Annotated in this window: 15 protein-coding genes and 2 pseudogenes; 9 read left to right on the top strand and 8 right to left on the bottom strand. The window is 44.8% G+C overall.

From position 1 onward, the window contains the following. Positions 1-79: 79 nt before the first annotated feature. Positions 80-733, bottom strand: a pseudogene (locus tag QUA24_RS02325) (IS4 family transposase); the annotation flags it as partial. 201 nt (positions 734-934) lie between these two features. Beyond that, positions 935-2,431, bottom strand: a complete 1,497-nt coding sequence (locus QUA24_RS02320) for a glycosyl hydrolase family 57 (RefSeq protein WP_333226887.1) — start codon at positions 2,429-2,431, stop codon at positions 935-937. 180 nt (positions 2,432-2,611) lie between these two features. On the opposite strand from QUA24_RS02320, the gene QUA24_RS02315 reads away from it, so the two are divergent. The 3 genes from QUA24_RS02315 to QUA24_RS02305 all read left to right on the top strand — a co-directional run bounded on the left by QUA24_RS02315 (position 2,612) and on the right by QUA24_RS02305 (position 6,840). Continuing rightward, the gene (locus QUA24_RS02315; RefSeq protein ID WP_333226885.1) at positions 2,612-3,340 is read left to right on the top strand and encodes an AIM24 family protein; all 729 of its coding nucleotides are present in this window, start codon (positions 2,612-2,614) and stop codon (positions 3,338-3,340) included. A 304-nt stretch (positions 3,341-3,644) separates the two neighbouring features. Beyond that, positions 3,645-5,120 carry a glycogen synthase GlgA gene (gene glgA, locus QUA24_RS02310; RefSeq protein ID WP_333226883.1) on the top strand — a complete coding sequence of 492 codons (1,476 nt, stop codon included), beginning with the start codon at positions 3,645-3,647 and terminating at the stop codon, positions 5,118-5,120. Positions 5,121-5,790: 670 nt separating this feature from the next. After that, entirely contained in the window at positions 5,791-6,840 is a 1,050-nt protein-coding gene (locus QUA24_RS02305; RefSeq protein WP_333226881.1) for a Fe(3+) ABC transporter substrate-binding protein, read from the top strand. Positions 6,841-6,905: 65 nt separating this feature from the next. Here QUA24_RS02305 and QUA24_RS02300 read toward each other — a convergent pair whose 3' ends face one another. After that, the gene (locus QUA24_RS02300) at positions 6,906-7,427 is read right to left on the bottom strand and encodes a pentapeptide repeat-containing protein (protein ID WP_333226878.1); all 522 of its coding nucleotides are present in this window, start codon (positions 7,425-7,427) and stop codon (positions 6,906-6,908) included. A gap of 29 nt (positions 7,428-7,456) precedes the next feature. Next, the gene (locus QUA24_RS02295) at positions 7,457-9,178 is read right to left on the bottom strand and encodes an iron ABC transporter permease (RefSeq protein WP_333226876.1); all 1,722 of its coding nucleotides are present in this window, start codon (positions 9,176-9,178) and stop codon (positions 7,457-7,459) included. A gap of 126 nt (positions 9,179-9,304) precedes the next feature. Between QUA24_RS02295 and QUA24_RS02290 the strand changes: the two genes are divergently transcribed. Beyond that, on the top strand, positions 9,305-10,393 hold the full coding sequence (locus tag QUA24_RS02290) for an ABC transporter ATP-binding protein (RefSeq protein ID WP_333226875.1): 1,089 nt from the start codon (positions 9,305-9,307) through the stop codon (positions 10,391-10,393). A gap of 75 nt (positions 10,394-10,468) precedes the next feature. On the opposite strand, the gene QUA24_RS02285 is transcribed toward QUA24_RS02290, so the two are convergent. Then, positions 10,469-10,651 (bottom strand): element excision factor XisI family protein, encoded by a 183-nt coding sequence (locus QUA24_RS02285; RefSeq protein WP_333071324.1) that lies wholly within the window; start codon positions 10,649-10,651, stop codon positions 10,469-10,471. A 46-nt stretch (positions 10,652-10,697) separates the two neighbouring features. Here QUA24_RS02285 and QUA24_RS02280 point away from each other — a divergent pair, with 46 nt between their 5' ends. Continuing rightward, positions 10,698-12,395 carry an RNA-binding domain-containing protein gene (locus QUA24_RS02280; protein WP_333226873.1) on the top strand — a complete coding sequence of 566 codons (1,698 nt, stop codon included), beginning with the start codon at positions 10,698-10,700 and terminating at the stop codon, positions 12,393-12,395. A gap of 300 nt (positions 12,396-12,695) precedes the next feature. Here QUA24_RS02280 and QUA24_RS02275 read toward each other — a convergent pair. Both QUA24_RS02275 and QUA24_RS02270 read right to left on the bottom strand, forming a co-directional pair. Then, a pseudogene (locus QUA24_RS02275) lies at positions 12,696-12,812 on the bottom strand (Uma2 family endonuclease); the annotation flags it as partial. A 139-nt stretch (positions 12,813-12,951) separates the two neighbouring features. Continuing rightward, positions 12,952-13,722, bottom strand: a complete 771-nt coding sequence (locus QUA24_RS02270; RefSeq protein ID WP_333226871.1) for a TerC family protein — start codon at positions 13,720-13,722, stop codon at positions 12,952-12,954. Positions 13,723-14,060: 338 nt separating this feature from the next. Between QUA24_RS02270 and psaM the strand changes: the two genes are divergently transcribed. Continuing rightward, a complete protein-coding gene (gene psaM / locus QUA24_RS02265; RefSeq protein WP_015174804.1) occupies positions 14,061-14,156 on the top strand; it encodes a photosystem I reaction center subunit XII in 96 nt (31 codons plus the stop codon). 285 nt (positions 14,157-14,441) lie between these two features. Further along, on the top strand, positions 14,442-14,858 hold the full coding sequence (locus QUA24_RS02260) for a slr1601 family putative cell division protein (RefSeq protein WP_333226869.1): 417 nt from the start codon (positions 14,442-14,444) through the stop codon (positions 14,856-14,858). A 223-nt stretch (positions 14,859-15,081) separates the two neighbouring features. On the opposite strand, the gene ctpA is transcribed toward QUA24_RS02260, so the two are convergent. Beyond that, positions 15,082-16,320 (bottom strand): carboxyl-terminal processing protease CtpA, encoded by a 1,239-nt coding sequence (gene ctpA / locus QUA24_RS02255; protein WP_333226867.1) that lies wholly within the window; start codon positions 16,318-16,320, stop codon positions 15,082-15,084. A gap of 200 nt (positions 16,321-16,520) precedes the next feature. Here ctpA and QUA24_RS02250 point away from each other — a divergent pair, with 200 nt between their 5' ends. Both QUA24_RS02250 and QUA24_RS02245 read left to right on the top strand, forming a co-directional pair. Continuing rightward, positions 16,521-17,417 carry an AraC family transcriptional regulator gene (locus tag QUA24_RS02250; RefSeq protein ID WP_333226865.1) on the top strand — a complete coding sequence of 299 codons (897 nt, stop codon included), beginning with the start codon at positions 16,521-16,523 and terminating at the stop codon, positions 17,415-17,417. Between the two features lie 338 nt (positions 17,418-17,755). Continuing rightward, entirely contained in the window at positions 17,756-25,087 is a 7,332-nt protein-coding gene (locus QUA24_RS02245) for a S8 family serine peptidase (protein WP_333226863.1), read from the top strand. Positions 25,088-25,120: the final 33 nt, after the last annotated feature.

Raw genomic sequence — 25,120 nt, 5'->3', positions numbered from 1 at the left:
TTGTTAGCTCTCAAACATATTGATGCTTAAACTCCTCTTGGGGTGGTGCGCTTCAGGCGCACCCCCTGAACGGTTACACTAAATCAACATAATTACCATAAGCTTGATCTGCCAATATCACATCGTCGGGGACTAAATTTGCATAAATCAAACGGCTCATCACAATCTCACTGCTTGCCAAGGATGCTATGCCAGCGGATACCACAGCCCCTGTTAGTAATGAAAAGAGTACCACTATTTTAGCGATGGGAAATCCACACCCAGCTTTTTGATTACTGTGTTGCGGATACTCGGTTTGATTAGCAGCAGTATCATTCATCAACACTGTTGTCCCATCTAGTACCCGCACCCGTCGTCCACACCATTGTTGTTCTAGAGGAACTTCCTTTTCTAGGGCTTCTGCGACTATTGGTACTAACTTTTGAACGAGTTTTTCTGGTAGTCGCTTACGAGCTTTACTATATGCCCCGGTATCAGAAGAAGGAGACTTGACTCCGGCCGCACTCAACCACGTACTCATCCGCTTCACGGCCCCACTCAAACTTTTGTCGGGCTCTAGTACCTGGGATATCATCGCCCACAAGGTGACTATCGGTGTGTAGATGCTTTGGTAGTAGGTGATCTTCTCCTTCGCTAGAAGCTCCTGGACTAACTCTTCTGGCAACAGCTTCTCCCAAGGTGAGGCAACGCTCTGCAAAAATTGTTGTTTGAGAATGCACGCACGATTTGGCATAATGGAGAGAGATATTTTGGTTTGTAAGGCAATTATCTATGTATATCTTGCCTTACAGATTTTTTTTTGCTTACTTTTTCAGTGCCATTGGACTCTAGTCCTCTCTTTATCAATAAAGTTTTCTAGATGTAGGGTGCGTCAACGCTGATATTTGAGGAAGCTCAAACAGTTGGTTTCCGGGGCACCCTACAATAAATTCTGCTACTTCATTAAAGCAGCGCCGCGGTTGTAAAGTTCGCGCGCGTAATCAGTCCAAGTTCCCTGTCCCCAATAGCGGAAACAGCTTGTTTGCACCAACAAATTGTAAAGCAAAGCTTGTTGGTATTCAAACTGCTTGGTAACGGTCGCATCTTGCTGCACCAGCGGATCGTATTTTTTGTGGAATGCTGCGCTGAGGAGATTCATCGGTTCCAAGACATTTTCGTAGCCTTTCACCCAACTCAAATCATTAGTCCAAGAAGCACCATCCATGTGAAAATTGTGGTCTGTTTGCTTGAGTTGGGCGATCGCACTTTCCACCTTTTCCGGCGTCGCACTATCAGGATCGACTAGGTGCCAGATTTTGTGCTGGTTAATCCCCTGACAAACAGGATAATCATTAGGATTAACGCCCGCCGCTTCAATTATCTCCAAATATTCAGTGCCGTTTAAACCAACAACACCGGATTTCCCCCCGCCTTGTTCGCGGTTTTCGTGCCAAGCTTTGACAAAAGCGCTGGGAAATTCATTCATCATCACACCGCCATTTTCGCCGTCAGCAATCTGAGTAACTAAAGAAGGAACTGTGACATTGCCAATTTGCTGTTTATTGCGTCCTTTTGCTTCGTAATAAGGCTGCATTTGTCCAACCAATTTCGTATCAGAACCTTGGGTTTTAATCAAAGCAGTAATACTGATTGTTTCGCCGTGAGAATTGCGAGCAACTAAACGGTTGGGAATATATTTTTGGTCTTGCGACAATCCCGAACCGTCTGGATTTTCTACAGAATGTTCTTGCACCATCAGCCAGCGATAGCCGCATTCTTTCAAAGCTTTGATGTATTCGTAAAGTGTATCGGGGTGATTGGGAAAGTGCATTTCAGGGGGCGAAAAACCTTTGACGCGCTTGAGGGCATCTATGCCAAAAATGGCTGCAAAATGATGTTGCCATGCTTGAATTTGGAGTTTGATGTCGGGAATGGGAGTTGAGGGAATGACGGCGTGACTCCACATTGTCCCCAGCCATTCTACATGAGGTTGATATTGAGGATCGCACGTAATCCGTTTGAGATTATCAAAGATATCGTCGCGTCCCATTTGGCGCAATCCCCACAATAAGTTGCCCGAATAGTCGAGCATAATTCGCGGGTTGCAGCCTTCGGCAATCAGTTGGGGAATAAATTCTCCCATACGGGAATAGCACCAAGCAAAGACTCCGGCATTGTGGTTGTCTCCTTGGTTGGGATGTTCAAACATATGCTGGAGATTGCAGATCAGTTCGCCGTTTGCACCCGCAGGAATTGTCGGTTGGTGCATATGGAGGGCGCAGGCGAATCCGGCTTGAATGTTTTCGAGGCGCAGATTTGTGGTAGGTAGAAAGATTGGTTCGTTGCTATTGGCTGCGGCACTGATTTCTGCTTCGGAGCCGCAAATGTTGGGCAATCCTGAGTTGATTTCTTGTAAAATCGGTAAATTGGGAGATTGTGCGATCGCAGGCATAAATTTTTCTCAACAATTGTGGAGGGGCGCTGTCTGCTATTGCTAATATAGCTAGATAATTTAACAGTAGCAGAGGATGTCTGCCAAAGATAAATTTCACCGGATAAGTCCGGGATTGCGACAGCCCCAAATCACGGGTCAAATGTTTAACACATTTCACGTAAATAGGCGAAGTAAATTATGAAATACGAAATCAAGGTTTTGGAACCAACAGATTTGTGGTACATCCAAAATAATATCAATCCAGAAACGAACAAGTTTTATCATCCCACTAAGAATATTCCCCTCGTTCAGCAAGCGGAAATTAACTTGAATAATTCCGGAGTGATCATTCAAAAAGGTGCGCTGCATTGGTGTATGGGGAAATTGACTTCCGGTGTTTATAAAACGGATAACCGTTTAAAAGATATGTGGGTATCTTTGACAACGGAAATGGACTACAACGCTCCCGTATATCAAGGAACAGGTACGGTGAAACTGGAACCGAGACAAAAAGGCAATTTCCTGCATTATAGGCCGATCGACCTTTCGGATGCAGAGCAGTGGGAATTTGATGATGGTGTATTTCAGTTTTGTTCGGACAATGTAGTTATCGGTGCTAAAAAACTTAAATTGCGACAAGTGGCTGCTTCTAATGACGGTAGGTGGAGAATTGCTGTTACAGCTTTGCGCGAACAAAAAGCTACTGTTATAGCAGCTACAAGTTCACCAGCTAAGATTGTCGAACTCAAACAAGGTGAAACTTTGATAGCTGATTGCGATTTAGTTAAAGGATTTACCAAGGGGATTGAAGAAGATTATCGAAAATTAGGTCATTTTGGCAAAGGCGGTGGAGAGGGTTATGTTTGGTATTATCAGGGGAAAGGTCAATTATTAGTATGTGAAAATGATGCTATGGGTTTGGGTTGAGTTATTGACAGCGACAGGAGATACGATCGCTCAAAAGGAATGGATTTGACAAATTAGTTTGATTTTTGCAAAATCTGCAAACACAGGCGATTGATTACACTTGGGCACATCAGGGACACGGCAGTGCCGTGTCCATAACTGTATTTTAAGCAACAGTCCGATCGCCCAAATCCGTCTCAACATCCACTACCAGCGCCTATTTTCCCTGTATTCCCAATGGCCGACTTGCTTATCTGCGTAGAAATCATATACTTTGTCAAGTTAAGAAAATATTTTTTTGATTCATCCAGGAGCTAGAAAAAAAATGTACATTGTACAAATTGCCTCGGAGTGCGCCCCCGTCATCAAAGCAGGGGGTTTGGGCGACGTAGTTTACGGTTTGAGTCGGGAGTTGCAGAATTCCGGTCACTGCGTCGAGATTATTCTACCCAAGTACGACTGCATGAGGTACGACCACATTTGGGGACTTCACGAGGCTTACCGGGATTTGGCTGTGCCCTGGTACGGCGGCGAAATCCTTTGTGATGTCTTGTGCGGCTGGGTGCACGGGCAGTTGTGTTTTTTCATCGAACCTCGCTCTCAAGATAACTTTTTTAATCGTGGCTGTTATTACGGGTGCAATGACGACAATATGCGGTTTGCATTTTTCAGCAAAGCCGCTTTGGAATTTTTGCTCAGAAGCAACAAGCGTCCCGATGTGATTCACTGTCACGACTGGCAAACTGGTTTGGTTCCAGTCATGCTGTTTGAAATTTACAAATACAATTGGATGGAAAATCAGCGAGTCTGCTATACCATTCACAATTTCAAACATCAAGGCATGGGAGGTAGCGATATTTTGAATGCAACGGGTTTGAATCGAGAGGATTATTATTTTGATTACGATCGCCTCCGAGATAACTTTAACCCTTTTGCCCTCAACTTTATGAAAGGTGGTATTGTTTACTCGAACTTTGTCACCACAGTTTCGCCACACCATGCTTGGGAAGCTCACCTCGGCGAGTGTGGCTACGGTTTGGGCCACACATTGCATTTATATCAAGATAAGTTTCGCGGGGTGCTCAACGGCATCGATTACGATGTGTGGAATCCCGATAGCGATCGCTATATTCCTCACCACTACAATCAGAAGGATTTGGCAGGAAAAGCGAAAACTAAAAAAGCTTTGCGCGATCGGCTGTTCCTGCGCGATGCTGATAAGCCTATTATTACCTTTATCGGTCGTTTGGACGACCAAAAAGGCGTTCATCTCGTTCACCATGCAATTTATTACTCTCTGAGTAAGGGAGCGCAATTCGTGCTTTTGGGTTCCGCGACGGAAGCGGGAATTAACGCGCATTTCCAGCACGAAAAATACTTTTTAAATGACAATCCAGACTGCCATTTAGAACTAGGTTTTAATGAAGAACTGTCGCACTTAATTTATGCCGGTGGGGATATGATTGTGGTTCCCAGTAATTACGAACCCTGCGGGCTGACTCAGATGATCGGGTTGAGGTACGGCACTGTTCCTGTGGTGCGGGGAGTTGGCGGTTTGGTGAATACTGTGTTCGATCGAGATTACGACACCCGCCACCTCCCGGAAGAACGCAATGGTTACGTGTTTTATCAAACCGACTACTCGGCTTTAGAGTCGGCGCTCGATCGGGCGATCGGATTGTGGTATGACTATCATGATGAATTTGAAAAACTCATGCTTCAAGGCATGAATTGTGACAATTCGTGGAAATATCCAGCTAAAGACTATGTGGAAATTTACGAGCTAATTAGACACAAATAATCCGTAGGAGGCCAGTGTGCAACTTACTAACCGTAGGTGTGCACTGGTAGCCCGCGTCTTAGTGGCTGTTGAGCCTGGTTGCGAAGTCGGGCATTTGATACATGGCGGTGACGCGAATCGCTTGGGAGATAACTGTTGCTTTTTTTTGGGCGCGCGAGGTTGTTTAAGGAATCTTTTTAAATTTGGCGTTGCATAATAGCGGCATGATTTGGATTTTTTTTGTGGGATGGGCTCTGTTCGCGCGAAGGCGTGTATTTTTATCGCAGGCGGGACACCCTACAATAATCATCCTCAAATTGTGCAAGGTCAAATTTTTGACCTAATCGGCGGGCCATAACACAATACGGTTCAGTTAAGGAAAATTGTAGCGAAAATGTTGGGCGGAGTGAAACGGAGGGTTCGTTCCACGGGCCCAACCTACGCATGATCGGTTTTTTTAGCACTAACTGAACCGTATTGGGCTATAACAAAGTCTTTTCGGAAAAAAACAGCCGGTTGAGCGAAGTCGAGACCGGATTTCTGACCAGCAGTGCGTCAGCCCTAAAATAGTTACGATCTCGATCATCAAATAAGAATTACTTGCATTAATATAGTAAAGCACTGACTATAGATGGCTGTAGAGAGACCATCGTGTCAATTACCAGATGAAAAAATCTATCATTATAGAACAATGAGCATTTCTCGGCGTATTTTTCTTGCCAGCGGTACAGCAATGGCTGTCGTGGCAGTGGGGGAACTAAGCAAAAAAGCCCCTGTCGCAGCCCAAACCGGGACTCTCAACCTTTATTCAGCCCGTCACTACGATACTGATAATGAGTTGTACCAAAGCTTCACCAAAACAACTGGGATCAAGGTTAACCTCGTTGAAGCGGATGCTGACCAACTAATTGAACGGATCAGAAGTGAAGGTGCAAATAGCCCCGCTGATGTTTTCATCACGGTGGATGGTGGGCGTTTGTGGCGGGCAAAACAAGCAGGTATTCTGCAACCTGTGTCTTCAACAATCCTGACATCGGCAATTCCAGCAAGTTTGCGAGATCCTCAAGGTTTCTGGTTTGGTCTATCGCGCCGGGCACGAGTGATTGTTTACAACAAAAGCAAGGTGAACCCTGCCCAATTGTCAACCTATGAGGCGCTGACAGAACCTCGGTGGAAAGGCAAAGTTTTAGTGCGATCGTCCACTAATATCTATAATCAGTCTCTGGTTGGGGCTATGTTAGCGGTTCATGGAGCTCAAAAAACAGAAGCTTGGGCACGAGGATTGGTGGCTAATTTTGCGCGTCCTCCAGAGGGAAATGATACGGCGCAAATCAAGGCTGTTGCTGATGGGGTAGGCGATATTGCCATTGTTAATACCTATTATGTAGCTCGCTTAATGAAATCGAAAGATCCAGCAGAAAAAGCGATCGCGGCGAAAGTAGGTGTATTTTTCCCCAACCAGCGCGATCGCGGTACCCACGTCAACATTAGTGGTGGGGGTGTAGTCAAAACCTCCCGTAACAAAGCAGGCGCGATCAAATTCTTGGAACACCTAGCCAGTCGCGAAGCGCAACAAATTTTTGCTAGGAGTAATAATGAATACCCTGTGATTTCAGGTGTGGCTATCGATCCTGCAGTTGCCAGTTTTGGTACATTCAAATCTGACCCTCTCAACCCTGACGTGTTTGGGAAAAATAACCCCGAAGCTTTAAAGATTGCCGATCGCGCAGGATGGAAATAGAGGCTTTTTGAACAAGAAGCTACTCTTTGTGATTCGGCGGTTGAAACCGCCGAATCCAATCAACTTTAATTTTTAATTTTACCATCTGGCATTATAGCACCTTTCAGGTTTGCCCCTGTCAGGTTTGCCCCCGTCAAATCAGCACTATTTAAGTCAGTTTCACTTAAATTGGCATTACTAAGATTGGCATTATTCAGTTTTGCCCCTCGCAAAAAAGCCCCCTTGAGATTTGCATTACTCAAATCAGCATTTGTGAGATCAGCAGAAAATAAACCTGCTTTTTCCAGAGAAGCACCTTTTAAATTTGCACCTTTGAGATTGACGCTATCGAGTAAGGCTTCATTAAGTTTGACCTTTTCTAGCACAGCCCCTTCCAACTTAGCACCATTGAGATTAGCGCTTGTTAAATCGATGTCACTTAACTTGGTATCAGTCAGGTCACATCCTGGACATTGCTTAGTTTTTTGTAATGTTTCGAGGGGACCTGCGACCTGTTTTTGACATCCAAAGGTGACAAAAACAGTAAGTAGTAATAAGAAAATTGTGCCAGTAGTGCGGGTAAACATTGGTGAATTTTTATTAATCATCTGGATTTGTAAAGGGATAATGTTAACCTTTAACTGTTAACCTTTAAATCTGTTGAAGACTTGCGCGATCGCGCAATTTTCCAACTTAATAAAATAACCGGTAACATCCCCACTAAAACAATTGCCAAGGCTGGGCCGGAAGCTTCGGCCAATCGCTCATCTGAGGCAAGTTGATAAGTTCGCACAGCCAAGGTATCAAAGTTAAAAGGTCTAATAATTATAGTAGCAGGTAACTCTTTCATTACATCAACGAATACTAACATCATGGCAGTTAGTAAACCTCCCGTCATCATTGGTGTATGAACTGTAACTAAAGTTTGCATCGGGCTATAACCCAAGCTTCTCGCCGCATCATCTAAATTAGGCTTAATTTTGCTCAAACTTGACTCTACCGCATTTAAAGAAACAGCGAGGAAGCGAACTATATAGGCAAATACCAAAGCTGCGATCGTACCACTTAACAACAAGCCTGTAGAAATACCTAAGTTTTCACGCATCCAACTGTCCAATAGATTGTCAAATTTTCCAATAGGAACCATGATGCCAACTGCAATCACAGAACCAGGTACAGCATAGCCCATTGCCGCAACTCTCGTTCCTAACTGCACTCCTAAATTAGGATATAACCGTAAGCCATAAGCCATAATCAAGGCAATAATTACGGCTAAAATAGCTGTCAGGGTTGCCAAAATTAAACTATGACGGGCAAATATCCAAAAGCGTTCATCTAAAGTGAGTTGCCAATTAGCTAAGGTCAACTTTACTAAAAGACCGGATGGCAATAAAAAACCCAAAAACAGCGGCATTAAACAAGCAATTACCGCTAAAATTTCCCTAATTCCTTTAAGTTGATAAGTTTGCAGTTGGCGATAGCGACTGCTAGCTTGATAATATTTAGTCCGACTGCGAGACCAGCGTTCTAGTAAAATTAAACCCAGAACAAATAATAATAGCAGGGCAGCTAATTGATTGGCTGCAATTCGTTCTCCCATGCCAAACCAAGTCCGATAAATACCTGTGGTAAAAGTATCAACTCCAAAATACTGAACAGTTCCATAATCGTTGAGAGTTTCCATCAAAGCCAGTGCTAAACCTGCAACAATTGCAGGTCTTGCCATTGGTAAGGCAACTGTCATAAAACTCCGCCAAGGGCTACAGCCAAGTATTCTACTAGCTTCTAGGGTACAAGTGGATTGCTCCAAAAATGCAACTCTTGTTAATAGGTAGACGTAGGGATATAAAACTAAGATTAGCATTAAGATTGCTCCAGGGAGCGATCGCACGTTAGGAAACCAATAGTCTCCATAACTCCAGCCAAAAATATAACGCAAAGCAGTTTGAACTGGACCGGAAAATTCTAAAAAGTCTGTATAAGTATAAGCTAGGACATAAGCTGGGGCCGCTAAGGGTAACAGTAATGCCCATTCAAATATGGGACTGGCCCGAAAGCGACACATTGTTACTAGCCATGCACATCCTACGCCAATCACGACAACACCAAAGCCTACACCGATCATTAACAATAAAGAGTTGACGATATAACGGGTTAAAACTGTATCGGTTAAATGTTGCCATGTATCTTTAGCTTCAAAAAAGATACTGGATAAGACACTGATGACTGGTATGGCGATCGGCAATGCTAAAGTGATAACCGCAAGTGTCCACCCACTAGCGGATAAACCGCGTAACGTCGATAGCCATTGGATTGTCCTGATTCCTGTTTGCTGTAGTGATTTTTGGGAATTTTTCATCGCTAGTAAAAAGTTTAGCTTGCTATTTTATCAGTAGGTGTAAACATTTGTCAAGTCTTTTTGATAATTAATCTCACTAAACTGGTATATTGTAGAATAGTAAGTTGTTGATTATTTATAGCAATAATGGCTCGACCGATAATTCTGCATTTGGATGGTGTAACAAAACAGTATTCCCAAGCTGCATCACCTGCGGTGGCATCTGTCACCCTGACCTTACATCAGGGAGATATACTGGGGTTGTTGGGGCCATCGGGTTGTGGGAAAACAACGTTGCTGCGGTTAATTGCTGGTTTTGAACAGCTACAAGCAGGGACGATCGCCCTAGCAGGGAAAACTGTAGCCAGTGTTAATATGTCAGTCGCGCCGGAACAGCGAGACATTGGTATGGTGTTTCAAGACTATGCACTCTTCCCCCATTTGACTGTCGCGAAAAATGTAGCTTTTGGCTTGACGCATCAAGGAAAAGAGTCAAAGCATCATATTCAGAAAGGTGTCACCGAAGCATTAACGTTGGTGGGATTAGAAGGATTGGAAAACCGTTATCCCCATGAATTATCCGGGGGTCAGCAACAGCGAGTGGCCCTGGCCCGTGCTTTAGCCCCTAGACCTGCGATTATTTTACTAGATGAACCGTTGAGTAATTTAGATGTACAAGTACGGTTAAGATTGCGTCAGGAAGTCCGCGAGATTCTGAAAGCAACGGGAACCTCTGGTGTATTTGTCACGCACGATCGCGAAGAAGCACTTTCGATTTCAGATTGGGTAGCGGTGATGCGTCAAGGCAAATTAGAACAGTTTGGCACTCCAGAGGAAGTTTATCAAGAACCAGCATCTAGATTTGTGGCTGAGTTTGTGACGCAAGCTAATTTTGTGTCGGCATCGTTGAAGCAGGATTTTTGGGAAACAGAAGTAGGTTGTTTTGCTGTTAAAGGAGATTCATTTGTAAAAGTTCCTTGTGATGTTTCTACTGAAGGAGAATTGATGATTCGGCAGGAAGACTTGAGTTTATACTTAGATGAAGATTCGGCTGTTGTGGTTTGCGATCGCCAATTTTTAGGTAGAGAAAATCGTTATTGTTTAAAAACACCTTCGGGCGAAAAGTTATATGCACTCACAACCACAGGAAATGTTTTTCCCATTGGTTCTAAAGTTCGGTTATCTTGTGTTGATAATTCTCCCTTAGCTTTCTTTGTCGGTAAGCCTAAGCCATAGCTAATGGCTAATTGCTAATTGCGAAAAAATCTTCCCCCTCTTCCTATCTCGGAGTTTCCCCCTCTTCCTTCTTCCTTATACTGTCTGATAGGTTTTCTGTCTATCACTGTTGTCAGGGAAGGGGCTAGTCACGATATCCTCTGCTTTTATACCCGCTGCAATCAGCGCTTGGCTTAGACCTTCCTCGAAGTTATCTTCTTCAATTACAACTTGATAATCAATTAGACGAGCAAGTATTATACCGCATCTGTGATACAATTATAAGTTAGAGGTACATCTACAGAGAATACTGCATTCAAAAGTTATGAGGATCAAAGACCAGGACTCAATAAGAGAAATAATAGCTGCTTGTAAAGTAACGCCAAGTGAGAGTATTGAGAGCGAAGAAATTGAATTTAAAGAATATAGGGATATTCACGCACTGCATAATGCTAAAGATTTAGCTGAGGAAGTTTCAGCATTATCCAATTTTCGCGGTGGAATTATAATTATTGGAATTAAAGATAGTTCTAATGTAATTAATCAAAATTGGCTCAGTCAACTTGTTGGTTTTGAACAGGGAGATGTTATTGAAATTGAGCAGCGTCTAAAAGGTAAGCTAAAACCATCTGTGGAGATATGTGCTGAGTATTTAGATTTTGAAACTAAGTTTTATTTGATTATTCATGTTCCACATCGACGAGATTCTTTGATAACTACATCAAGTGGTAAGGTTTGCATTAGAGACGGTAGATCAAGCCGTCCTATGGAGCCTCATGAAGTTAGGCAAGCAGTAAACAATTTACAAAATTATGATTGGAGTGCAGATATATTAGATGTAGATGTGATTGCTTGCTTAGATACCATTGCATTAGATGAAGCTTATGAAGATTATTGTAGGAGGAAACAATATTCTGTAGAATCTCAGCCCGATAAATGTGCTTTTTTAGAAGCAATAGGGGCTACAAATAACGGCTCTCTCACAAAAGCTGGACTGTTGTTTCTGGGAAAATCGGATTTTATAAGAGAACGGCTAGGCACTTATGAATATAGATTTAGTTGCAAAACGCGATCAGAAAGACTTTTGATAAATGAGGTATGGGAAGAATGTATCTGGAGGTCTATAAAGTTGGCTAAGGACAACTTTAACGCCTGCAACATAAACCACGAAATTAAATTCAAAGATAAAAAATATAATGCACCAATTCTTGACGATCAGGCATTTCATGAAGCTTTTATTAATGCTATTGTCCATAGAGATTATTCTATCGATGGAATGATATCTGTTGATTTTGATATTGCCAAAATGACTATTACTAATCCAGGTAGCTTCTATGGTGGAGTTACATCAGAAAATATTGTCATCCATCAGCCGAGGCATCGAAATAAAGCTTTGGCTAAGCTCATGATGCAGTTTCAGCTTGTTGACAGGGCTGGAATGGGTATTAAGAGAATGGGTCTAGGTTCTTTAATATATGGAAGAGAATTTCCGACATTTGCAGAATCCTTTAATTGCGTAGAAGTTGCTATGCAAGCTGAATCAGTTTTGCCAGGAATATTTGTGTTAGTCCAAGGTAATCCTGATGCTTATGGGTTAATCGATTTAATTTTAATCAATAGTCTGTATAGGAAAGGATCAATTTCTGTTAATGAAGCTCAGAAAAGAATTCGCTCCATTTCAACAAATCCTTGGATATCTTTAAAGGAGTCAGTTGAGAAAATAGAAGAAATTGAATTTTGCGGAAGTAAAGAGGGAGTTTATATAAGAGTAAATCCTACATGGAATGAATTTTTTGATATAATAAAAACTTTTTCTGTGACATCAGCTTCAACAAAATACGTTAAATTATACGATTATCTAATGGAATTTGGAGAGGCCTCAAATGATGATATAACAACTCTCCTAGAACACAAGAACAGTAGTTACACAAGTAAGTTTCTAAAAGATGCAAAATATGTTGATCGTATTGGTAATTCAAGAAACTCACGTTGGTTTATCATAAAAGATTCAGGTGAAAAATAAAATTTGTAATGGTTCCTGCTGTTATTTCGGTATGTATCATCAATAACAGTACTTTATGAAATTATAGAGTTATGTAGAAAAGGTCTAACAACGCCCATGCACACCGCCGAAAAGTGATCGGTGATGATGCAGAGGTTATCTGCGCCGGGTGGTTGGGAAGGTTACATTTTTTCCCGACAGGTGAAATGCGATCGCCTACAACCTCTTCCCCTCGCCCGCCTTATTTCCCTAAAGCCCCAAAAAATACAGCAACCACCAAGGCTAAAATCAGATCTGGATCGATCGCCCATATGCCGCCAACCCCCTCAGCAACAAATTCCCCTCGCTATCCCACCAGCGCAACCATTGCTGAGTCTGATTTTGATAACTGCCTTTCCATAGGCCCAATTCTACTCCCATAAGTTCGATCGCGTAGTGAAGGAAACAATATTATAAAATAAAAGCCTTTCATCCCCAGACTAAAGTCACCGGGATGAAAGGCTTTTGCACGTTTTGACCAGCCTTCAATCTTGTTGGTTTGACAGATTTAAGCTAATTTTATTCAAATGAAAGTATGTTAATTTTCGGACTTCTGTCCTTGTGATTCTCGCACAGCAACTTCTGAATCCGGCTGATTCAGAGCCATTTCTAGAGATTTTGCAATCTCGACTGACTCAGGAGTACGCTTAGAAAATCCCCAGACAAACATCAAGACGATACTGGAAATCAGCAGCCATTGCGGAGGAACTAAATCTGGATTAATTACTTTCACCAACAACCGCATTCCTACGAACCCAACTGTGATGTAACCAGCACTTTCGAGGTGAACGAATTCATCCAGCCAGCGGATGAACAACCCGGCCATGAATCGCAGGGCAATAATTCCAATAGTAGCGCCTGTTACGACGATAAAAGTGTCGTCAGAAACAGCGATCGCAGTAGTAACGCTATCCAATGAAAACGCTAAATCCGTAAAAGCAATCATGGGAATTGCTTGCCACACAGTCGCAAATCTGGGCCCGTGATGTTCTCCTTCAGAGTCTGTATCTGAAGTAAAATGTTGGAAAACAAGCCACAGCAGGTAAAGAGCACCCAGCAGCTCAAACTGCCAGTATTGGATCACCCAAGTAGCCGTTAAAATTAGGGCGATCCGCAGAACAAAAGCAATTATCAAACCCAAGTTGAGAGCTTTTTGCTGATCCTTGGCATCTTCCAAACCTTTAGAAATAGACGCCAGGGCGATCGCGTTGTCAGCCGAAAGTACAGCCTCCAAAGCCACCAAAACCAACAATAATAAAAAGCCGTCAACTCCAAAATTGGGTGAAGCGTCGAGAAATTGATCTAGCATTAACTATTTTGTGCACCTAAAAATGGCAAGGGTCGAGCGCAGCGCAAATTACCCGCTCTGTCTAACATTAGTGTCACCTTCACTTAAATCTTAACCTAACGCGGTAATTCTGTGCGAGGCGATCGTCCGAACAACGTCCGAAGGAAGCAGTCCCAGGAAACCAGGAAAAATTCTCCCCCTCCGACACTCAAAAACTGCGCCACTGCGCCACTGCGCCACTGCGCCACTTCTCCCCGGAGGCACCATTTGTGTTGCAAGTTGTAACAAATGATTCCCAAAAGTGCCAATTTGTCTCAAATTGGTGAAAGCTCGTGCCCGCGAAAAGGAGTTTTGCGAATATGTCTTTAACAGATACCCAAGTCTACGTAGCGCTCGTAATTGCTTTGATTCCCGGAATCTTGGCTTTCCGGCTGTCAACTGAACTGTACAAATAGTTTCCAGACACCAGTTGCGAACCGCAAAACGCCTGCCTGAGCAGTTAAATCTCTCGCATTACAGATACATACAATTGCTGCCCCAGTGCAGTAGATTGTTTGTGTTCCGCAAGACGAGACTGCAAGGGCAGGCATTTTTATGGGAAAATTCCGTCTTCAGGCGTCACCTTTGTCTCAACAATTTTGGCTGTCAGCACCCTGACAAACAGCGGCGAGTGTGCGTTAAGCTCAGAATTTGCTCTTGTGAACTCTAAAACGTCAGTCTCAGGTATTTGAAAAAAAATTATGCAAGCGATTCAACCCACCGTTACCCCACTGCGTCCTGTAAAAAACTCCCCTCGGGTTACTCCTCGTCGCAGCAGCAGCCGCCAGCGTTCCTACCCTCACCAAACCCTCGCGGCCGAAACAGGCGTCAAGTTGGCAGTCAACATGGTACTTTCAGTCTGTGCCACTTCTGCTTTGCTTCAGCTTTGGCCTCACTACCGGGCGGTGCAAGAAAAATTGCACGAAATCCAAGCTGAAGTCAATCTTACCCAAGGGCGAGTAAATCAGTCGCGATCGGACTTTAACCGCTACTTTGACCCTAGTCTTGCTAAAACTGTGATGCAAGAGCAAAGCAACCAAGCTGACCCGCTGCAGCGTCCGGTGATTTTGCAAGAAGCCGAGGTGCCCGACGCCGAGGAATCAACCCCCCAACCTTAAGGGAAGGGCTGTTTTGGGTTTTGATATCACGTCCGATGTGCATCATTCTTGTATGTCATGGCTTCGCACAACGAAGAATGACAGATGAATCTGTCGGACTTGATATCACTTTTAAATAAAAGAGTTTTTTTGATGATTCTTGTCTGTCGTGGCGAAGCAAACGCAGAGACAGACAGACCTGCGTATTGTCACCTGTTGCAATCTCAAAACTTCAAACTCAGGCTTATACTGACTTTGCCAGCACAGTTTTTTCTTTCAGTAGTTGCAGTGCAGCTTGATATTGCAAGTCTGCTGCGGTGCCGATTTGATCGCGCGCGATGGGTTCCAAAGGTACTACGCGATCGGGCGAAATCCCCAGCTTGTTAATATCTTTATGGTTCGGTGTCTCGTACTTAGCAACAGTCACGGCCAACCCGGAACCGTCAGACAAATCAAACAGCGACTGAATCAGTCCTTTGCCAAAAGTCTTTTCTCCTACCAGTTGAGCTCTGCCGTTATCTTGCAGCGCACCCGCCAAAATTTCGCTAGCACTGGCAGTTCCCTTGTTCACCAAAACAATCAGCGGATCGTTAGTTAGGGCTTGTCCAGAGGCTTCAAAACTGCCGAGAATGCCCTGTCGGTTCACCGTGTAGACGATCGTCCCGGAATCGAGCCACAGGCGGGCAATTTCAATCCCTGCTTGCAACAGTCCGCCTGGGTTGTTCCGCAGGTCGAGAATGTAGGCGGCGGCTCCTTGTTTTTCCAAGCGGTCGATCGCGTGAGCGACTTCCTCAGTGGCGTTAGCGCTGAATTGACTCAAGCGAATGTAGCCCAGCGGCAAATTCTCCGAGGCCGACTGCAATTCGGCGTAAACCGGATTCAGAGCAATGCGATCGCGCACTAGCTCAATGTCCTCAGCAACGTCCCTTCCCTCGCGGCCCAAGGTCAAGGTAACGGGAGTGCCGATGCGGCCGCGCATTCGAGTTGCAGCCTCGTCTAGGCTCAATTCAGAGGTAGGAGTGCCATCAATTTTTAGAATGCGATCGAGGGGTTGGATACCAGCTTTATCTGCCGGTGAGCCGGCCAAAGGAGCCACCACTGTCAGAGTATTTGTCTGGGGGTCGATCGCAATTTGCAGCCCCACACCCGTCAATTCTCCCGAAGTGTTGACCTGCAAGCTGCGGTACTGTTCGGGTTTCAGCAGTCGAGTGAACGGGTCGTCGAGTTTCGCCAGCATCCCCTGAATCGCCGTGTAAGTCTGCTGTCTGTCGTTAAGCGGTTCCTTGACAGCTTTTTGGCGAATCGACCACCAGTTTTGAGAGTTGAAGCTGTCGTCCACATAAGAGCGATTGACAATTCGCCAAGCTTCGCTCAAAAGCTGCTGTTCAGGAGTCAGCGCCGCCGCAGGCTGCGCCCACGCGCCCAGAACCAGGACGACTTGGAGGCAAAGTACAATAGCAATCTGGAAAACTCGTCTGTGCATGATTTTTCTGTAAAATACCAGTAAGTATTACATTTTATGTATTTTAGGTTTGTACGCTGGGAACGCTGTTGCAGATTTAACTCAGATTTGTTTCCCGACGGTCAGTCCCGAAGGCACTCGGATGCTTAGAAGAATCCTCGCCGTTCTACGGCGAGGATTTGTCAACTACAAAATAGCAACTCGTCCAGTCGGTGCCAGCTATGTCCCCACAGAAACCATTAATTCTTGATTTTGCCAAGACAGACGCGATGAAAGTGATTCTCCCGCGCCCCGCAATCCTGTCGAGTCACGGCGCAAAGTGGCAAGGAATTCATGTCGAATATCACTGTCAGCCACCAAACGAATGTCCCGAACACTGTCTCGAACAGCACACGGTTGGCTTGATGCTCAATCCAGCAACACTAAAAGGAACAGTGAACGGGAAAAACTGCGGTAGCGAATCGTGGCAAAGTGGGCAGATTTTCATCGCTGCTGCTGGTACTTATTTCCAAACAGTTGCAGCCGGAAACTATGAATTTCTGGCGATCGCTCTTGAACCTACCGATTTCGACAATACAGTTTGCGAATCGATCAATTCAAATCCCATTGAAATTATACCGCAATGGCAAACCCGCGATCCGTTGGTTCACGGAATTGCTTGGGCTCTCAAAACCGAACTGGAATCAGGCGGATTAAACGGTACTCTTTATGTCGATGCACTGAAAAACGCGCTTTCACTGCACATACTGCACCGCTATGGCGCGAAAAAACCTAACCGGCGAGATGTGGGAGGCGGTCTTGACCCCGGTCAATTGCAATTAGTTATTCATTACATTAATGAATTCATAAACCGAGATTTGCACTTAAGTGAACTTGCTAATTTAGTGAACATTAGTTCTTATCATTTCAGCCGTATGTTTAAACAATCGACTGGAGTTACGCCCCATCATTACGTGACCCAGTGCCGAATTGAAAAAGCAAAACAGTTGTTGAAAAAACCGAAGTTATCAATAAAATATATATCCCAGCAAGTGGGATTTTACGACCAAAGTCACTTTAGTAAGACATTCTGCAAAATTGTCGGTTTGACTCCTAAGCAATATCGCGATCGGCTTTAACAAAACTCAAGCCCCTGTCACATTAAAAGCAGTTTGTAGTTGCCAAGTATTTTTGCCTAGGGCTTGCGGGGATTCAGAAACCGGGTTTTTTACCCGATCGGGAAACTTGTGTATTTTGGTAAAAAGCCTGGTTTCTTTGGTATTGAGGCGTAAGTTCTGTCGTAAAAAAAGCCTGCCCGTCGGCGCTGTTACAATTCTTCATCAAATAGGGATAAATTCCGCAAGAGAATTATATTTTTCCCAAGTTTTCCGCAAGAATTTACAATACAGCAGAGCTGGTGCTTTTGTAAACTTGCTGGCATCACATAAACCAGAAGTATCCGCTAGGTATATTAATCATGTCTACTTTCAGTACTGGTACCAACTTTCCTGCCGGCACAACGCCCCAATCCCTCACTGCCGAAAACTGTAATAACGATAACATCCCAGACTTAAACATCCCAGACTTAGGGATCGCGCCAACGGCTGTTTCCCTAAAGTCAATGACTCAACTTTCCTCAAAAGCGATCGCATTTATCGATGCTGCCGTCCCCGACCCTCAAATCTTAATCGACGGCGTTATCCCTGAAACCGAGGTAATTCAATTAGAGTCAAACCGCAACGGCCTCGAACAAATTGCCGAAGCTTTGCAGGGAAGGAAATTTTCAGTAATTCACATTATTACCCACGGGCAACCCGGTTGCGTGCAACTGGGGAACCTTGAATTGAGTTGGGAAAAGTTGAGCGATCGCGTCGGTAATTTCGTGCAAGCAGTCCAAGCATGGGCGCGATTGCTGACACCAAATGCCGAAATTGTCCTCTACGGGTGTAATGTTGGCCAAGGGAATATAGGCAAAGCATTTGTACAGCGTTTGAGTCAACTAACAGGGGCAAGTGTTGCTGCTTCTGAGAATCTCACAGGTTGTGCAGAAGCTGGCGGCGACTGGGAATTAACAGTGACAGCGGGGACAATAAAAGCTGCCATTGCATTTCGGCCAGAAGCGATCGCAGCTTACGGCCACGTTCTCAATACGTTTAAACAAACACCTACTGGCTTGACAACAGGAAATTCCCCTACAGCTATTGTTAGCCAGGACTTCAACGGAGATGGCCTTCTCGATTTAGCCGTAGCTAACAGAACTTCTGACAGTGTGTCGATCTTTTTGGGAACAGGTCAAGGTAATTTTGGAACTGCTACTAACTTGACCTTGGGGAGTGGAGGATCTCCCAGCGGTATTGTTGCGGGCAATTTTAATGGGGATTCGCTTCCCGATTTAGCTGTATCGGTAGCAATTGGCGGCGATATAGGAGGAGGGGCTTATGTCTTTTTAGGAACAGGGCAAGGCAACTTTAGCAATCCTAACAACTTGGGTCCTGGCATCACTAAAGAGGCGATCGCTGCGGGAGATTTTAATCAAGACGGCTTGGCTGACTTAGTTGTGGCAGAAGAGAACCAAGTTTCTATTGCTTTAACCAATGGTCAAGGAACTTTTGGTAATTTCAACTATGTGGGGACTGCAACCAGCCTCTTAGCGATCGCGATCGGAGATTTTAACGCCGACAACAATCTCGATGTTGTTGCCACTACCAGGAATCCGGCTAACAGCGTTTCTATTTTTTCCGGTACGGGCCAAGGCACTTTTGGCAATCCAACCAACTTTAATGTGGGCGCAAGTCCCACCGCGATCGCAGTTGGAGATTTTAACGCTGACGGCAGATCCGATCTGGCTGTAACCGCAGGCCAGAACGTATCAATTTTATCAGGGACAGGTCAAGGCACTTTTAGCAATCCTGCTAACTTTAATGTTGGGGTAGATCCTAATGATATTGCCGTTGGTGATTTCAACGCTGACGGTCAACCGGATTTAGCTGTAGCGAACATGGATTCAAATGATGTTTCAATTTTAACTGGAACCGGTCAAGGAACGTTTAACGGGCCGTTTAATTATAATACTGGGGGAATCAGTCGTAGCGCGATCGCGGTTGGAGATTTTAACTCTGATACCAAACCAGATATTGCTGTCGCAAATACCAACAGTAACAGAGTTTCAATTCTGTTGAATGTGCTATTGAAAGCAAGTTTTGCTAATTCTGCGTACAGCAGCCTTGAAGGAGATGCAGATGCGAATGTTACTATTCCTGTGACAGTCGAAGACGGTTTACGATTTACAGACTTGATTGTACCGATCGCAACTGTCTTGCCCGTTCCTGCTGGAACATCACAAGCGACTCAAGGTGCTGATTATACTCTTTCTACTAATACTCTCACTTTTCCCGCAGGTAGCGGCAGTTCGACTCAAAATATAGCTGTCACTATCAAACCAGACAACCTTGCAGAAATGGATGAAGCAGTTGTCTTGAGTTTTGGTACGAGTCCGGGAGGGTTTGGAGGTACAATCCCTCAAACTACCCTAACAATTCCTGCTAACGATCCGATTATTTACACAGTGGGTGCTAGTGCTGGTACTGTTCCTGAAGGCAACTCCGGCACAAATCCGCTGATATTTACTGTTAGTCGCAGTGGCGGTACTGATTCAGCAGGGACTGTCGATTATGGAATTGGCGGAACTGCAACCAACGGCAGCGATTACAATAATATCGGCGGTACTTCTGGCGCAACAAGCATAACTGGTACTATTAATTTTGCATCGGGAGAAACATCAAAAACTGTCACCCTCGATGTATTAGGTGATGGTAGCGTGGAACCAGACGAAATTATTACTGCCACTCTCTCAAATCCCGTGACCTTACCTAATGGTGGTTTTCCCAGTGGCAGCTCAACAATTGGTTCTGCTAGTGCGACAACTACTATTACGAATGACGACACTGCTGGAATTGCAGTCAATCCCGATAGCGGATTAACGACAACAGAAGCAGGAGGCACAGCAACATTTACTGTCCAACTCAACTCTCAACCAACTGCTAACGTGAGTGTTGGCTTAAGCAGTTCCAATGTTGCCGAGGGAACAGTTTCTATACCCTCGCTGACATTCACTCCCGCCAATTGGAGTGCGCCACAAACTGTAACGGTAACAGGCGTTGACGAGAATATTGCTGACGGCAATCAAACTTATACTATTTTCACTGCGGCGGCTATTAGTACAGACAGCAATTACAGCAATTTCAATGCTGCCGATGTCAGCGTTACTAATAGCGACAACGAAACTCCCGGTATTACGGTTAATCCCACAGCAGGATTAACGACAACAGAAGCGGGAGGTACTGCTAATTTCAGTGTTGTCCTCAACACTCAACCTACGGCACCTGTGACGATAGCTTTAAGCAGTTCCAATCCGGCAGAAGGAACAGTTTCTACTAATACCTTAAGTTTCACTCCCAATAACTGGAATCAGGCGCAGACGGTAACGGTAACAGGTGTTGGCGACAATATTGCTGACGGCGATATTGCTTACACTATTGTGACTGAGGCTGCTGTTAGTACAGACAGCAATTACAACAATTTCAGTGCTGCCGATGTCAGCGTTACTAACAGCGACAGCGATACAGTCGGCGTTACCGTTAATCCCGCCAGTACAACAGCAGTAGAAGGCGGTGCAACGGGAAGTTATACACTTCAGCTAAATTCGCAGCCAACAGCGCAGGTAACAGTCAGCTTTGAGGGGGGAAATCAAATAAGTGCGATCGCCCCCATTAGCTTCGACGCTGCTAATTGGAATATTGCCCAAACTGTAACTGTGATTGCGACGGACGACACAGTTGTAGAAGGTACTCACACTGGCACAATCAATCATGCCGTAACAAGTAACGACGCGAAATATAGCGGAATTGCGATCGCGCCTGTTACTGTCGCCATTACTGATAACGAAACTACGCCAACACCAACACCGCCAACACCAACACCGCCAACACCACCGACACCAACTCCGCCAACACCAACACCGCCAACACCAACACCGCCAACACCGCCAACACCAACACCGCCAACACCACCGACACCAACTCCGCCAACACCAACTCCACCGACACCAACTCCACCAACACCCACACCAACACCAACTCCACCAACACCAACTCCACCAACACCAACTCCACCAACACCAACTCCACCAACACCAACTCCACCAACACCAACGCCAACTCCACTACCGCCAGTAATCATGCCGCCGACGATACCTGCTGGCATTACTGTCGATCCGACATCAGGATTAGTCACCACAGAAGCGGGAGGTAAAGCAACATTTACAGTCAAACTAAATACTCCGCCAACTGCTGATGTCAGAATTGATTTAGAAAGTTCCAATCCAGTAGAAGGCATAATTTCTCCACCATCGCTGAACTTCAACTTTGCTAATTGGAATCAAACGCAAACGGTGACGGTAACTGGTGTTGATGACAAGGTTGTTGACGGTGATAAAAATTACAGGATTGTTATCAAACCTGCTGTCAGCAACGATCGCAATTATTCCGGTTTAAATGCAGCAGATGCGATCGCGGTCTCTATTGATAACGATCGATCGAATGATAACGGCGGTCAATTGCCACCAATCGATCCTGTCACTGGTTCACAATACAAACCAGGCGAACTTTTAGTGAAACTGAGACCCGGTGCAAGCAATGATTTTCTAGGCAATTTTCAAGCTAACGGAGAGATAGCGCTAGAAGACCTAGTACAATCAAGCTCCCAATTTGACTTCACACCCAGTCCATTAGATCGGTGGCGAATTGTCAAATTTTCTTCAGAATTAGATTTGCTGCAAATTCAAGAAAACTTAGCTCGAGATCCCAACGTAGAGGCAGTAGAACTGAATTACCAAGGTTCCTATGATTTCATACCAAACGATACCAGATTTAGCGAACTGTGGGGTTTAAATAATACTGGATTAGAGGGAGGCACATCAGATGCTGATATCGATGCCTCGGAAGCTTGGGATAGTCAAACAGGTGACAGAAGGATAATTGTTGCAGTTACGGACAGTGGCGTAGACTACAACCATGAAGATTTAATAGCCAATATTTGGACTAACTCGGGAGAAATTCCTGGCGATGGTATTGACAACGACGGTAACGGCTACACAGACGATGTTCGCGGCTATGACCTTTATAACAACGACAACGATCCAAGTGACGATCTCGGTCACGGAACCCACATTGCTGGAACCATTGGTGCAATTGGTAATAACCGCATTGGCGTTACTGGAATTAACCATAATGTTAGTTTGATACCTTTGAAGATTGGCAGTCGCATAGCACCAGATTTAGTCTCTATCACCAGAGGGATTCGTTACGCTACCACTAAGGGTGCAGATGTCATTAATGCTAGTTGGAATGTTCCTGACTCTAGAGCTTTATTTGACGCTATCAGTGAAGCTAACAGTGCAGGAATTCTCTTTGTTGCAGCAGCAGGTAATAACAGCTCTAATAATGACATCAGACCTTCTTACCCAGCTAACTATGACCTTCCCAATGTTATTTCAGTTGCAGCAACAGATCGCAATGACCAACTAGCATTTTTCTCGAATTTTGGAGCCAGTACCGTAGACTTAGGTGCGCCCGGAAGAAACATTTTGAGCACAGTTCCCGGTAATAACTACGGTTTCTATGACGGAACTTCAATGGCAGCACCCCACGTAGCAGGTGCGGCGGCGTTGCTGTTAGCCCAAGATCCAACCTTGACTGTCGCCCAACTAAGAAACTCTATTCTCTCAACAGTTGACCCGTTGCCTTCTCTCGCAGGCAGAACTGTTAGCGGAGGACGTTTAAATCTTCGCAATGTTCTCAATCCTGTCAACCGTCCGCCAGTCTTAAATATTCCGTTCCGGGAACAAGGTTTGAGTTTGCAACCGGGTTCGAGTCCTCAATTGCAGTTTACTTTTCAAAACGACACTTTCATCGATCCCGATCCGAGCGATAGCTTAACTTATACAGCAGATTGGTATGAAAATGTCACCAACTTTGAGTGGCGAAATGTCAGCGGAAGACGATCGCCAATTCCGACAAGTTGGAGTCGTATTAGCCCCTTACCAACTGGCATGAGTTTCGATCCGGCTAGCCGTACTTTCAGGATTGATGATAGCTTGCAGCGCAATCGCAACTACTGGATTCGAGTAACAGCAAGTGATGCTGCTGGTGCATCGGATATAGCATTTTTCGATCTTTATAATCGAGGTCGAGGTTCTGTTATTGACGGCTACATCGCTGGGGCTACAGTTTTCTTAGACGCTAACAAAAATGGCGAACTTGATGCTAGCGAACCCTCTGCAACAACTGGCCCAAAAGGTGAATACGAACTCGATATTTCCTTGGAAGTTTTTGACAAAAATCGCAACGGCGAACTCGATCCGGAAGAAGGCAATATTGTGGCTTTTGGTGGCATTGATACTGCTACGGGTTTGCCTTTGGAAACGCCTGTCACTGCCCCGCCTTACGCTACTGTTGTCACTTTGTTAACCACTTTAGTAGCGGATTTAATTGACAAAGGAATTGACAGCGATCTCGCCGAATCTCTCGTCAAATCTTCTCTTTCCATTCCCGCTAATGTTGATATAACTAGCTTAGATCCGATCGCAGCTACCGAAAACGCGATCGCGGGTGGATTAGAAACTTTGACTGCAATGGTCAAGGTACAAAACGTCATTACCCAAACTGCTGCTTTAATAGACGGTGCGTCGATTCTGGACAATACCGACACCGTAAAAGCAGTTGTAAGTGCGATCGTTCAACAAATTCAATCCGGGACAACTCTCAATCTCAGCGATCCCAACCAGTTAGCAACAATTGTCGATCGCGCCACCACAGCAGCACAACAATTTGACTCGGGTTTAAACACTCAGCAATTGTTGCAAATTGCCCCGGATGCAGCTAAGGTAATGGCCGAAGCAAATCAGCGCGTTGACCAAGTTGTATTCAACACTGCAACAGCTTCAGTTAACCGAGAAGTTGCCCGCGTGCAAAAAGTAGCCCTAGGCGAAACCTCTGAAGACTTAAAAGCAGTTGGTATAGGTACGAAATCGATCGCCCAAGTTATTGCCGACAATACTGGTACTGCCTTAGATACCAAAATTCAACAAACAACATTGCCCGATACACCTGCCGTTGCGGTGATTGAAGGAGAAATAGATGCGACCGCAGCTAACTCCAATCTCACCGGCACTGACGGGGACGACAACCTCTCCGGGGACAGTGGCAGCGATACAATGGCCGGCAAACGCGGCAATGATACTCTCAGCGGTTTGGGCGGCAATGACTGGATACACGGCAATCAAGGCAATGATTCCCTCGACGGTAGCGAGGGCAATGACACTGTTTACGGCGGCAAAGAAAGCGATATTTTGTTTGGCAATAATGGGGAAGATATCCTATTTGGAAATCGCGGTCAAGATAGCTTGAGTGGAGGTGAAGGCAATGACAGTCTTTACGGCGGTCAAGCTAGCGATATCTTGCTGGGCGGTAACGGGTCTGATTTTCTCAGCGGTGAAAACGGCGATGACAGCTTGATAGGAGGAAATGGGAGCGATCGCTTCTTAATTTCAGCCAATTCTGGCAGCGATATCATTTTCGATTTTGAACCAGGCATCGACTTCCTCGCACTTGCCGACAATTTAACCTTCTCGCAACTTTCTATTGTCCCTAGCAACAGTGCAACTTTAATCACCTTGACAGCAACAGGTGAAATTTTAACTGCTATCAATGGCGTGACAGCCAACCAAATTACCATCGCTGATTTCAGTTAAGAAATTAGGGACACAGGCAAATCTTGTGTCCCT

It is taken from the genome of Microcoleus sp. Pol12B5, assembly GCF_036701335.1.
Lineage (GTDB): Bacteria > Cyanobacteriota > Cyanobacteriia > Cyanobacteriales > Microcoleaceae > Microcoleus.
This window is presented reverse-complemented; position numbering and strand designations above follow the sequence as displayed.